This is a genomic window from Paenibacillus sp. J5 (assembly GCF_054955055.1).
In genome coordinates, this window is record NZ_JBUEDD010000011.1 from 17,601 (window position 1) to 30,127 (window position 12,527).

The window sequence follows — 12,527 nt, forward strand, 5'->3', positions numbered from 1 at the left end:
CCGGCCGCCTGAAGCACAGGCAGCCGAGCCATCCTGAATTAAGGTTACATCTGCTCGGGCGCAGAAACCCCCAGCAAGCGAAGCACATTCGCCAGGGTCGTGCGAACAGCCGCCAGCAGCGCGAGCCGCGCCTGTGTCTGCGCCGCGTCCTCGGTAATGACGCGCTCTGCCCTGTAGTAGCTATGCAACTGGGAAGCCACTTCATATACATAGCGCACCATCCGATGGGGCGCATACTGAGCTGCTGCCTCCGCAATCTCCTGCGGCAGCTCTCCGATCTTGCGGATCAGATCATATTCCGCCTCCTTGTCCAGTCTGCCCAGATCGGCCTGGTCGAGCGCCGACACATCCACGCCCTGCTCGTCCGCCTGGCGGAAGATGCTACAGATTCTGGCATGGGCATACTGCACATAGAAGACCGGGTTCTCATTGGACTTGGAGATCGCCAGATCCATGTCAAAGTCCAGATGGGAGTCCATGCTGCGCATCGTGAAGAAGTAGCGCATCGCATCCACGCCCACCTCATCCATCAACTCCTCGACGGTAACGGCTTTGCCGGTGCGCTTGGACATTTTGACCTTCTCACCGTTCTGGAACAGGCTCACCATCTGCGCGACGAGCACGATGAGACGGTTCGGGTCATTCCCCAGCGCCTCCATCGCCGCCTTCATGCGCGGGATGTAGCCATGATGGTCTGCCCCCCATATATTAATGATCCAATCGAAGCCGCGCTCGTATTTGGTACGGTGGTACGCAATATCCGGCGTCAGATACGTGTAGGAGCCGTCATTTTTGACCAGTACACGGTTCTTGTCGTCGCCAAACGGCATCGTGCTCAGCCACGTCGCGCCTTCCTCCTCAAACACCTGGCCGCGCTCACGCAGTGCAACTAGCGCATCCTCTACCAGGCCGCTTGTATAGAGCGAGGTTTCGCTATACCATACATCGAACGGTACGCGGAACCGCTCCAGATCCCGCTTGATTTTGTCCAGCTCCCGCTTCAGACCAAACTCGCGGAAGTAATGGAACCGCTCCTCGTCCGGCAGCGCCAGCAGCCGATCTCCCTCCTGCTCGGTCAGCTCCTTGGCAAATCCGACTATATCTTCACCGTAATAGCCATCCTCCGGCATCTGCGCCTCCAGCCCAAGCTGCTGCTTATATCTGGCCTCGATCGAATAGGCCAGGTTGTTGATCTGATTGCCGGCATCGTTAATGTAATATTCGCGCGATACGCGGAAGCCTGCGAAATCCAGCACATTGCACAGCGCATCGCCTACAGCCGCACCGCGGGCATGACCCAGATGCAGACTTCCTGTCGGGTTGGCACTGACGAATTCAATCTGGACACTCTGTCCTGTACCCGTCGTTGTCCGCCCATATTGCTCGCCAGCCTGCAGTACTTGCTGAATAATCGGATAGAGAAAGCTTTTGTCCAGACGGAAATTGATGAATCCCGGCCCGGCAATCTCCGCCGATACGATCCCCGCTTCGGCAAATTCCAGATGAGCAATGATGGCCTCTGCGATGGCCCGTGGATTTTTCTTCGCCAGCTTGGTCAATTGCATCGCCGCATTCGTAGCCAAGTCGCCATGTGCCTTCTCCTTGGGAACCTCCAGCACAAATGCCGGCAGCTCCTCCTGCTGCGCCAGCCCCGCAGCGACAGCAGCCTTGCCGATCGCCGATTTCAGCCGTGAATAGGTTGCTTCTAATACGCCTTGATTTCCAGTTACGCTCATGATTAATCAGCCTCCTCAATGTACAGCCGGAGCTCAAACCGGCCGATATGTTGTTCATCCATCCATAAGGTGTAGCTCCAGGAAATATCCAGCGGGAGCGGAAGCAGCCCGCTGTCCGCTGCCTTTGCACTTGTAATGGTCAGCAGGTCGGTCACCGTCTCCAGTCGGAACCGCAATCCCTTCGTGCTGTATTCTCCAGCCTGGCGCAGCCCCTTAATATACCGCTGCTCCGATACAACTGCGCCCCTGCGGACAATACTAAGCTCATCCGGGCGAACACGGATCGTCGTCTTCACAGGATGCCCGCCCTCGTCATGCTCCTCATACAGCAGATAACCGGAGCGCTCCTTGACTACCCATTCACCGTCATACTCATGAACCGTCCGCTCATCCTCCTGCCGACTCTCCAGCCGGACACGGACGAGCTGCTTTTGTCGTGCCATTCATCCATTCCCGCTTTCTATCGTCTAATCGTCTAGTACATACCTGACCGCACACCTGATCGCTTATCGGTTGGCATTCCGAACGATTCCCCGCTATGATGATATTACAGTCTTCGACCCAGGCTATAGAAGGGATGTGCTTGCTATCAATTTCAACCTGTTTCCCATCCGCACAGATCTCGAGCACCGCCTGCCGCTGTATCTCACCAGTCTCGGCGGCTGGATCAACCAGGCGGCCATGGATCGCCCCGATGGCTATGCCCACTACCAGTGGCTGCAGACACTGAGCGGACAGGGCAAGCTGATGCTGCCAGGCCGTGAGTATACCGTCTCTCAGGGACAGGGGTTCCTGCTGCTGCCCAATGAGCCTCATGCGTACCGTCCTGTGGCGGAGCCGTGGACGATCCGCTGGGTCACCTTCTCTGGTCATCGTGCCTCCGAGATATTGCAGGATCTGGAGCTATACCGCTCAGATGTGTTCTACCTCAGCGACCCGGACGTCACTCTCAAGCATCTGCAGGAGATGAATCTGATGCTGACACACCCTCACCCGACGACCGGGCTGGAGGTCTCGGCCTCGCTCTACTCGCTGATGCTCGATCTGTACCGATACGGCTCCCGCAGCGAGCTGCGCTCGCGCAATCAGCAGATGGACACCTTAACCCCGGTGCTCAACTATATGGAGCAGCACTACAGCCGTCCGATTACGTTACAGGAGCTGGCCTCTCTGCTAGGTGTCAGTCCGCAGCATACTTGTGTGCTGTTCCAGCGGGCGCTCGGCGTGCGGCCGATCGAATATCTGACCCGGCTGCGCATTCGCAAGGCCAAGGAGCTGCTGCTGCGGCATCCGCAGGCGGAGATTAAGGAGATCGCTGTCCAGGTCGGCTATGATCATCCCAGCTACTTCATCAAGCTGTTCAAGAGACAGGAGGGGCTGACGCCTACAGTGTTCCGCAGCATTCATCTGCATGCCCTGTAGCCGATACAGCCACGTAAAACAAACAAACCCCGTCTCTGTCAAAGAGACGGGGTTAACCGCGGTACCACTCTTCTGGCATCAGCGCGTATACGCGCCAATCCTCTCAAGCATGATAACGGAATGACCGGATCGCTCTACGCGGGAAGACGATGCGCCTGCCAATAGTTGCCTGCTGATGCGCAAGCAGGTATCACGGCGCAGCTCCCTTTCAAGCCATCAACTCCCGGGTGCGCATATGCCGAGCTCTGCGCCGGCTTCCACCCTCCCGGCTCGCTTGTGCAGACGGCTGCAGCATACTCTCCCGTTCCTTGCTGTTCACACTATAGCCTTGCAATGTATGTTAGCACTTATATTACCCGATTTTTCGCAAAATGCAAGAGCATCGCACCTACACAGGGCGGAAGTGCACAGAATTTAACGATCTACTTGATGAAGCCAAGCAGCATCTCCCGAATCACCTTGGACGCCACAATCTGCGTCTGCTCTGTCGGGTCGTAGGCCGGAGCAACCTCCACCAGATCGCAGCCTACCACATTCACACCAGAACGGGCAATGGCATGCACAGCATCCAGCAGCTCCTTGGAGGTGATTCCGCCCGCCTCAGCAGTACCGGTGCCTGGAGCGCATGATGGATCTAGCACATCGATGTCAATCGTCAGATAGACTGGGCGTCCCTCCAGCGATGGCAGCACCTTCTTGAGCGGCTCGGCAACCTCGAACGGATGGAAATGAATATGCTCTCGCGCATACGCCCATTCCTCACGGGACCCGGAGCGAATGCCGAATTGATAGATATTGTTGCCGCCGATCAGCTCAGCCGCCTTGCGCAGCGGCGTGGAGTGCGACAGCGGCTCCCCCTCATACTGCTCGCGCAGGTCAGTGTGCGCATCGAAGTGGATGATCGCCAGGTCCGGGTATTTCGCATACATCTCCTGGAAGATCGGCCAGGAGACGAGATGCTCGCCGCCAAGTCCGACAGGCATCTTGCCATCAGCCAGTACCCCGCGCACGAATTCGCCGATGATGTCCAGGCTGCGCGCTGCATTGCCGAACGGAAGCAGCAGATCGCCAGCGTCGAAGTAACGGATGTCCTCCAGACTGCGGTCGAGATAGGGGCTGTATTCCTCCAGGCCGATCGACACCTCGCGGATGCGGGCCGGGCCAAAGCGGGAGCCTGGGCGGAAGGATACGGTATAGTCCATCGGCATGCCATAGATGACGGCCTTGGAAGCCTCATAATCCTCGGAGCTGAGGATGAATACATTGCCTGAATATTGCTGATCAAGTTTCATATCGGTCTCTCCTTCTGGCTACTTCACGAGATCTTCAACAAATTTGGGCAGCACGAACGCCGCCTTGTGAAGACGCGGAGAGTAGTATTGGGTCTGAATGTCGGGAATCGAGGACTCGTCCACTTCGAGCGGGTCGTACTTCTTGCTCCCCAAGGTGAAGGTCCACAGGCCGCTCGGATAGGTCGGGATGTTCGCGCCATACACGCGCACGATCGGGAACACTTCCTTGACATCCTTGTTCACGCTCTGGATCAGCTCGGACTTGAACCATGGGTTATCTGTCTGCGCCACGAAGATGCCGTCTTCCTTGAGCGCTTCATAGATGCCTTGATAGAAGCCACGCGTGAACAGATTGGCCGCAGGCCCGACCGGCTCTGTCGAGTCTACCATAATGACATCATAGGTATTCTTATGGTCGTGGATATGCATGAAGCCATCATTGACGATCACTTCGACGCGAGGGTTGTCCAGCTCGCCGGCGATCATCGGCAAATATTTCTTCGAATACTCGATTACTTTGCCGTCAATATCGACCAGCACAGCCTTCTTCACCTTCGGATGCTTCATAATCTCGCGGATAACGCCGCCGTCGCCGCCACCTACTACCAGCACATGCTCCGGGCTTGGGTGGGTAAACAGCACAGGGTGCGCAACCATCTCATGATAGACGAACTCATCCTTGACTGTGGTCATCACCATGCCGTCCAGAACGAGCATCGTGCCGAACTCTTCGGTCTCGATCATATCCAGCTTCTGAAACTCCGTCTGCTCGCTAACATAGGTTTCCTTGACCTTGGCTGTAATGCCGAACGACTCCGTCTGCTTCTCGGTATACCACAGTTCCATAAGAAATGATCCCTTCCTTCCGTCATTGTGTCTTCCGTAATTATAGTAAAACGACAGCAAAAAGCAACCTCTGAAACCGAACAATTGCAAATATTCAGCGTACAGGATCAGCATGGCTTCATGGCTGCTTATGAACAGAGCGTGGACATGAATAGGAAGTCTCATGATTTTCCATACTAATAGAATAAAAGGAAGGGTCTGCCGAAGCAACCTGCACAGCCGCCTCGTCAGACGGAAGGAGCAGATCATGATACGCAAGTCCTTGTTCAGCCGCGGTCATCGCGGACCATCGCGCCTCTTCGCTCCCAAGGAACGCCCGCAAAAGCGCAGGCTTGTCAGGCTAGCCAAGCTGATCGGACTGACTGTCGTCATAGGGCTGGTCGCTGGCTGCGGGCTGCTCCTCTACCTGCGCTCTCAGGCTCTGCCTGCAACAAGCATCAGCCAGTCCTCGCAAATGTATGATCTGCACGGCAATGTCATCGACACCTTCCATGCGGGTGAGAACCGGCGCTCCGTGCCGCTCTCCGCGGTCTCGCCCTATCTGGTGCAAGCTACCGTAGCGGTGGAGGATCAACGCTTCTACGACCATCCAGGCTTTGATCTCAAGGGGATGGCGCGTGCAGTCGTCGTGAACCTGGAGAGCGGCTCCAAGAAGCAGGGGGCAAGCACGCTCACCCAGCAGCTAGCCCGCAACCTGTACCTCTCTCACGAGCGTACCTGGAAGCGCAAGCTGAAGGAAGCGGTCTACACGCTTCAGCTTGAGATGAACTATTCCAAGGATCAGATTCTGGAGATGTATCTGAACCAGATCTACTATGGGCATGGAGCCTACGGCATCGAGGCCGCCAGCCAGCTCTACTTCGGCAAATCCGCGCGCGAGCTGTCACTGGCCGAGAGCGCTCTGCTTGCAGGGATACCCAAGGGTCCAACTTACTACTCTCCGTATAACAATATGAAAAAGGCCAAGGATCGGCAGAGGCTGGTGCTGTCCATACTCGCCGAGGACGGTTCCATTACAGAGGAGCAGGCTAAGAGCGCCTATGCCGAGCTATTGGCGCTTCGCACGCTCGAAGAGGGGATGAGCGAGGGCTTCGCCCCCTACTTCCGCGATTATGTCCGCCAGGTAGCCGTTCAGCAGCTCGGCGTGGACGAGCAGCTCCTGAACGAGGGCGGCGTCCGCATCTATACGACGCTCGATCAGAGCGCGCAGCGGGCGGCGGAGGCAGCCGTTGCCAAGGGGCTGCCCGCCGAGGGCGAGCTGCAGGCCGCACTGGTTGCGATCGATCCCCGGAACGGCTATGTGAAGGCCATGGTCGGCGGACGAGATTACAAGGCGAACCAGTATAACCGCGCGCTCGCGACAACCAGACAGCCGGGCTCCTCCTTCAAGCCGCTCGTCTATGTGACGGCATTGGCGGAGGGGGGAATGACTCCCGTCAGCCGATTCCGCAGCGAGCCCACCGTATTCTCCTATGACGAGGGACGCCGCACCTATGAGCCGCATAATTACAATAACCGTTACTTTGAACGGGAGATCGACATGCGAACAGCTATCGCCAGCTCGGACAATATCTATGCTGTCAGCACACTGATGGCGGTCGGAGCAGATAAAGTAATTACGACCGCACGCAGGCTTGGCATCGAGAGTGAGCTCGCTCCTGTCCCTTCGCTTGCGCTCGGCACGTTCCCGGTAAGCCCGCTAGAGATGGCTTCCGCCTATAGCGCGCTGGCCGCCGAAGGCGTGCACACCGAGCCGATCGCTATTCTGCGCATCGAGAACGGGCGTGGCGAAGTGCTGTACGAGGCCAAGCCAACCCGGAAGCAAGTCCTTGCCCCGGCACAGGCCTATGTCATGACTTCGCTGCTGGAGAGCGTGTTCGAGACTGGCGGCACAGGCAACCGGGTCGCGGCCGCGATCAAGCGGCCGGTGGCGGGCAAAACCGGAACGACTGCGGCGGATGCCTGGCTGGTCGGCTACACCCCGGAGCTCGCCGCCGCGGTATGGGTGGGCTATGACAAAGGGCGTGTCATCACATCCGCGGAGGCGCACAAGGCCGCGCCGATCTTCGCCGACTTCCTCGAAGGCGCGCTCGAGGCGGTGCCGCCCAAGCTGTTCCCCGTGCCGGAGGGGGTCGTCAGCGTCTATATCGACCCGCTGACTGGCAAGCTGGCGACCAAGGACTGCTCGCAGCAGCAGCGTCTGGAGGCGTTCGTGGCCGGGACAGAGCCGACGGAGTATTGCGCCTCGCTGACAGAGGAGGCCGAGCCGGAGCCAGCCCAGAAGCCGCGGGCGCCAGCAGACATGCCGAAGAACCGCTCCTGGTGGCAGCACCTGAAGCGGTGGTGGGAAAGCTAGGGGAAGCGGCAGCATCTGCTTCGCACATTCTAGGGAGATTGCCGAGCGCTAGTATTTGCGGTCGGCAATCTCCTTCTCAGCCATTCCTTCGGTATAGACACTTTCCTTGGTGACGATTCGCTTCGGCAGACTGCGCCCCTCCATCAGCTCCTTGACCGCCATCATCAACTGCGGGCCCAGCAGCGGATTGCACTCGACCACACAGTTCACCTTGCCTTCGACCATCAGCTCAAAAATAGCACGGGTGCCGTCCACGCTAATGATGATAATATCCTTGCCCGGCTTGAGGCCATATTCCTCGATCGCTTCGATCGCCCCAAGCGCCATGTCGTCATTATGGGCATAGAGCACCGAAATGTCGCGCCCCATCTCGAGCAGCATTTTCGCCATGACCCGCTTGCCGTCCTCCACCGTAAAATTCGCATATTCGCTCTTCACGATCTTCAGATCAGGGCGCTCGGCAATCGTGTCCTCGAAGCCGCGCTTGCGTTCGATGGAAGGTGTCGAGCCGACTGTCCCCTTGAGCTCCGCTATGCCGATCGGCCCGACCTGCTCCATCAGCTTGTCGAGCAGATATTTGCCTGCCTTACGACCCTCGTCATAGAAATCGGACCCCATCAGCGTCACAAATAACGAATGGTCCGTGACATCGACCGATCGGTCAACGATAATGACCGGAATGCCGGCCTGCTTCACTTCCTTCAGAATCGGCTCCCAGCCATATTCAACGACAGGAGAGAATACAATGACATCTACCTTCTCCTTCATGAACTGGCGGATCGCCTCGAACTGCTTCTCCTGTGACTGCTCCGCATTGCGGTAGATCAGTTCAATGCCATATTCCTTGGCCGCCTCCTGGATGGAGCGAGAGTTCGCGATGCGCCAATAGCTTTCCGTACCTAATTGCGAGAAGCCGACAACGATCCGGCGCGTCTCCTGCTCCTCCATCCGCAGCTCGCCAGAGGGCAGATCGGATACGACAGGCATCACCTCCATCGGCGCTATCTCGGCCGTAGACTGGCAGCCAGTTAAATACACAAATATCAACAAACATGTAAGCGGAAACAAAATGAAGCGCAACGCTCTTCTCACGTTCATCTCCCTCCTGTTACCTTATTATAGCCTACAAATGCAAACAAGGACATGCCCGCAACCTGGTTGTTACGGACATGTCCGGCAGGCTCCCTCACATAGCAGAGCCTGCAAGCGAATCCAGCTATGACTTGGCTGTCTGTCGCCTGGATACGATGATGCGTTGCAGCAGAATGAACAGGAACAACAGGACGCCGATCGCGATCTTCGTCCACCAGGAGCTGAGCGTTCCCTCAAACATAATCATCGTCTGAATGATGCCCTGGATCAGCACGCCGAACAGCGTACCGATTACATAGCCGAAGCCGCCCGTCAGCAATGTGCCGCCGATTACCACCGCAGCGATCGTGTCCAGCTCCATGCCAACGGCATGCAGGCCATAGCCTGACAGCATGTAGAAGGTGAAGATCACGCCCGCCAGCGCGGAGCAGAAGCCGCTGATCGTATAGACAGCAATCTTCGTCTGCGCAACGGGAAGACCCATGAGCAGCGCAGATTGCTCGCCGCCGCCCAATGCGTACATATTGCGGCCCAGTCGGGTGTAGTGCGCCACAAAGAAGGCAGCGGCTACGACGACCAGCGCAATGATAACGCTGATGGAGATGAAGTGGTTACCCGGCAGCGGAACCTTCGTCTGAGCGACCCATGTATAGAACGGATGGTTAATCGAGATTGTATTGATGCTGATGACATAGCAGAGGCCGCGGGCGAGAAACATCCCGGCCAATGTCACGATGAACGGTTGAATCTTAAAATAATGGATGATTGCGCCCATAATAAATCCGAACATGGAGCCGATGAACAGCACCAGCGGGATGACGATAGCCGGCGGCCAGCCTTGCTGCTGCACCAGGCTGGCCGAGATCATCGTCGACAAGGCGATGACCGAGCCGACCGACAGATCGATGCCCCCAGTGAGGATGACGAAGGTCATGCCAACAGCCGTCACGATCAGGAACGCATTATCAATGAACAGATTCAGTATGACCTGCAAGGAGAAAAATCCGGTATAACGGTACGAGCCTGCTGCAAACATGACAAGAAACAGTGCAATAGTTGCAGCAATCGGTATAAACTGCTGCTTGGGCATAAGACGTTGAATCATGCCGCAACTCCTTTCCGGCTGGATTGTTGACGAGAGGACTTGCGCTTAACCAGCCTTTCCCGGAAAGCCGGGGATTGAATGAGACATACTGCCATTACAACAAACGCCTTCACCACGAGTGTAATCTCAGGTGGTACGCCGACCGTATAGATGGTCGTCGTCAGCGTCTGGATGATGAGCGCGCCCACCAGCGTGCCGCTCAGGTAGAAGCGTCCGCCTGTCAATGCTGTGCCGCCGATTACAACCGCCAAAATCGCGTCCAACTCGATCCATAGACCCGCGTTGTTGCCGTCGGCGCTCGATACGTTCGAGGTCAGCATCAGGCCAGCCACACCGGCAAACAATGCGCAGACGACATATACCAGCGAGATCATCAGCTTGGAGCGAATGCCCGCCAGACGGCTCGCGGACGGGTTGCACCCTACAGCCTCAATGAACAGACCCAGCGCTGTCTTGCGCGTCAGCAGCACGGTCGCTGCGAATAGCACCGCTACGATGAGGATGGAGAAGGGCAATGTCAGCCAGTACCCGCCCCCGATCAGCTTATAGGGGGAGCTGGAGATGGTCAGAATCTGCCCGCTTGTTACAAGCTGGGCAATCCCGCGACCGGCGACCATCAGAATCAAGGTCGCAATGATCGGCTGAATGCCGACCCCTGCGACGAGGAAGCCGTTCCATACGCCCAGTACAATCGACAGCAGCAGGGCAATGCCGACAGCGGCCAGCACGACAACCACTGAATTCTGATCCGCGCTGCGGCTAATATCCAGACAAGCGACGGCTCCGGTAATAGCGACAATTGATCCTACCGACAGGTCAATGCCCTTGGTCGCGATAACAAGCGTCATACCGAGTGCAACCAGAATGAGCGGCGCACCAAAGTGAAGAATATCAATCAAGCTTCCATATAAATGACCGTTCTGCATACGGATGGAGAAAAAGTCCGGTGTAAACATGACGTTGATCAGCAGCAGTATGGCAAGCACGACCAACGGCCAGAACAACCGATGCTTGGTTAATTTGGTCATTGTCTAGTTCCCCCCTGCTATCGCGTGCATTATCGTCTGCTGGGTAATCCCTTCGTTCTCCAGCTCTCTCACCTTGCGGCGGTCACGCAATACCGCGATTTTGTGGCTCACCCGCAGCACCTCCTCCAGCTCGGAAGAGATGAAGATGAAGGACATTCCCTTGGCGGACAGGTTGACCACCAGCTTCTGAATTTCGGTCTTGGCGCCTACGTCGATGCCGCGCGTCGGCTCATCGAGTATGAGCAGATCCGGCTCTGTCAGCAGCCATCTGGCAAGCAGCACCTTCTGCTGATTGCCTCCGCTTAGGTTGCGGATCAACTGATCCGGGTTCGGCGGATTAATGTTGAGCAATTTGATATATTCGAGAGCAATCTCATCTTGACGCTTGCGCGGGATCGAGCGCAGCCAGCCCTTGGATGCCTGCATGGCCAATATAATATTCTCCCGCACCGACAGATCCTCGACGATGCCTTCCGTTTTGCGGTTTTCCGAGCAGAAGGCGATTTTTTGTGCGATCGCCTGGCGCGGATTGCTCAGCTGGGTGCGCTTGTCCCGGATATGCAGCTCTCCGCGGTCTGCGCGGTCTGCTCCGAAGAACAGGCGAGCCAGCTCCGTCCGCCCCGAGCCGAGCAATCCGGCCAATCCGACCACTTCGCCTCGCTTGACCTCCAGCTCGAATGGCTCGATTGCCCCTTGCATTCCCAGCCCTTTGGCGGTAAGGAAGGTTTCAGCCTTGGCCAGCGCTTGTCTGTCCTTCTTCGGCAGATCATCGAGCTGCTCCAGATCCTTGCCGATCATCTTGGTGACCAGCTCAATCTGTGTCAGCTTGTCGATCTCATATTCACCGATCAGTTGCCCGTTCCGCAGAATGGTCAGCCGGTCGGAGATGTTATAGATCTGGTCAAGGAAGTGCGAGACGAACAGAATCGCCATCCCCTCCTGCTTTAGCCTGCGCATCACCTGGAATAGCTGCTCGACCTCCTTCTCATCCAGGCTCGACGTTGGCTCATCCAGTATGAGCACCTTGGCCGAGACATTCAGCGCACGCGCGATCGCAACCAACTGCTGGATAGCAATCGAATACGACTGCAGAGGCAAGGTCACATCAATATCCACCTGCATCCGCTTCAGCAGCTCCTTGGAGCGGACATTCATCTCCTTCCAGCGGATCGCCCCGAAGCGGCGCGGCTCGCGACCGATGAAGATATTCTCTGCGACCGAGAGATTCGGACACAGGTTAACCTCCTGGTACACCGTGCTGATGCCAGCCTCCTGCGCTTCAAGCGGGTTGCTGATATGGATGGCCTGACCATCCAGTGTCACATCCCCCTGATCAATCTCATATACACCGGTCAGCACCTTGATCAGCGTCGATTTTCCGGCGCCGTTCTCTCCCATCAGTGCGTGCACCTCTCCAGGGAACAGCCGGAAATTAACATTGTCCAGCGCCTTAACACCGGGGAACTCCTTGCAGATGCCTTTCATTAATAATAGAGGCTTCGCTTCTTTCATTTTCTCTGCACTCCTTTCCATACCTCCGCCTGTCCTGCTTCTCTCGTATACACGCGCAATTGGCTGGCCTCTTCCCCAAGGAAGACTTGACCTCTATTCCGCGTGGAAATTTCAAAAAAAGCCGCCCGCGCGTGACCG

General features: G+C 56.9%; 10 protein-coding genes. 2 read left to right on the plus strand and 8 right to left on the minus strand.

The annotated features are described in order from the left end of the window. Positions 1–44 precede the first annotated feature (44 nt). On the minus strand, positions 45–1,736 hold the full coding sequence (gene argS, locus ACY1JZ_RS19410; protein ID WP_462630557.1) for an arginine--tRNA ligase: 1,692 nt from the start codon (positions 1,734–1,736) through the stop codon (positions 45–47). Between the two features lie 2 nt (positions 1,737–1,738). Then, positions 1,739–2,179, minus strand: a complete 441-nt coding sequence (locus ACY1JZ_RS19415) for a YwiB family protein (RefSeq protein WP_462630559.1) — start codon at positions 2,177–2,179, stop codon at positions 1,739–1,741. Between the two features lie 136 nt (positions 2,180–2,315). Between ACY1JZ_RS19415 and ACY1JZ_RS19420 the strand changes: the two genes are divergently transcribed. Then, entirely contained in the window at positions 2,316–3,158 is an 843-nt protein-coding gene (locus ACY1JZ_RS19420) for an AraC family transcriptional regulator (RefSeq protein WP_462630561.1), read from the plus strand. 422 nt (positions 3,159–3,580) lie between these two features. Here the strand turns inward: ACY1JZ_RS19420 and speB are convergent, their stop codons facing one another. Next, positions 3,581–4,450, minus strand: coding sequence for an agmatinase (speB, locus tag ACY1JZ_RS19425; protein ID WP_462630563.1), 870 nt, complete (start codon positions 4,448–4,450; stop codon positions 3,581–3,583). Positions 4,451–4,468: 18 nt separating this feature from the next. After that, positions 4,469–5,296, minus strand: coding sequence for a polyamine aminopropyltransferase (gene speE / locus ACY1JZ_RS19430; RefSeq protein ID WP_270167398.1), 828 nt, complete (start codon positions 5,294–5,296; stop codon positions 4,469–4,471). 247 nt (positions 5,297–5,543) lie between these two features. Between speE and ACY1JZ_RS19435 the strand changes: the two genes are divergently transcribed. After that, complete coding sequence (locus ACY1JZ_RS19435) at positions 5,544–7,652, plus strand: transglycosylase domain-containing protein (protein ID WP_462630565.1); 2,109 nt, start codon at positions 5,544–5,546, stop codon at positions 7,650–7,652. A gap of 48 nt (positions 7,653–7,700) precedes the next feature. Here the strand turns inward: ACY1JZ_RS19435 and ACY1JZ_RS19440 are convergent, their stop codons facing one another. The 4 genes from ACY1JZ_RS19440 to ACY1JZ_RS19455 form a co-directional block, all read right to left on the minus strand. Next, the gene (locus ACY1JZ_RS19440) at positions 7,701–8,744 is read right to left on the minus strand and encodes an ABC transporter substrate-binding protein (RefSeq protein WP_462630567.1); all 1,044 of its coding nucleotides are present in this window, start codon (positions 8,742–8,744) and stop codon (positions 7,701–7,703) included. Between the two features lie 124 nt (positions 8,745–8,868). Beyond that, positions 8,869–9,849 (minus strand): galactofuranose ABC transporter, permease protein YjfF, encoded by a 981-nt coding sequence (gene yjfF, locus ACY1JZ_RS19445; protein ID WP_270167392.1) that lies wholly within the window; start codon positions 9,847–9,849, stop codon positions 8,869–8,871. Then, positions 9,846–10,877, minus strand: coding sequence for an ABC transporter permease (locus ACY1JZ_RS19450; RefSeq protein WP_270167390.1), 1,032 nt, complete (start codon positions 10,875–10,877; stop codon positions 9,846–9,848). Before ACY1JZ_RS19450 ends, yjfF begins: the two co-directional genes overlap by 4 nt. Before the next feature lie 3 nt (positions 10,878–10,880). Further along, positions 10,881–12,389, minus strand: a complete 1,509-nt coding sequence (locus ACY1JZ_RS19455; RefSeq protein ID WP_270167388.1) for a sugar ABC transporter ATP-binding protein — start codon at positions 12,387–12,389, stop codon at positions 10,881–10,883. Positions 12,390–12,527 lie beyond the last annotated feature (138 nt).

What these genes read in the sequence shown, in the direction of transcription:
- argS (WP_462630557.1), bottom strand. Translation starts at nt 1,736, where the DNA reads ATGAGCGTAACTGGAAATCAAGGCGTATTAGAAGCAACCTATTCACGG.
- ACY1JZ_RS19415 (WP_462630559.1), bottom strand. Translation starts at nt 2,179, where the DNA reads ATGGCACGACAAAAGCAGCTCGTCCGTGTCCGGCTGGAGAGTCGGCAG.
- speB (WP_462630563.1), bottom strand. Translation starts at nt 4,450, where the DNA reads ATGAAACTTGATCAGCAATATTCAGGCAATGTATTCATCCTCAGCTCC.
- speE (WP_270167398.1), bottom strand. Translation starts at nt 5,296, where the DNA reads ATGGAACTGTGGTATACCGAGAAGCAGACGGAGTCGTTCGGCATTACA.
- ACY1JZ_RS19435 (WP_462630565.1), top strand. Translation starts at nt 5,544, where the DNA reads ATGATACGCAAGTCCTTGTTCAGCCGCGGTCATCGCGGACCATCGCGC.
- yjfF (WP_270167392.1), bottom strand. Translation starts at nt 9,849, where the DNA reads ATGATTCAACGTCTTATGCCCAAGCAGCAGTTTATACCGATTGCTGCA.
- ACY1JZ_RS19450 (WP_270167390.1), bottom strand. Translation starts at nt 10,877, where the DNA reads ATGACCAAATTAACCAAGCATCGGTTGTTCTGGCCGTTGGTCGTGCTT.
- ACY1JZ_RS19455 (WP_270167388.1), bottom strand. Translation starts at nt 12,389, where the DNA reads ATGAAAGAAGCGAAGCCTCTATTATTAATGAAAGGCATCTGCAAGGAG.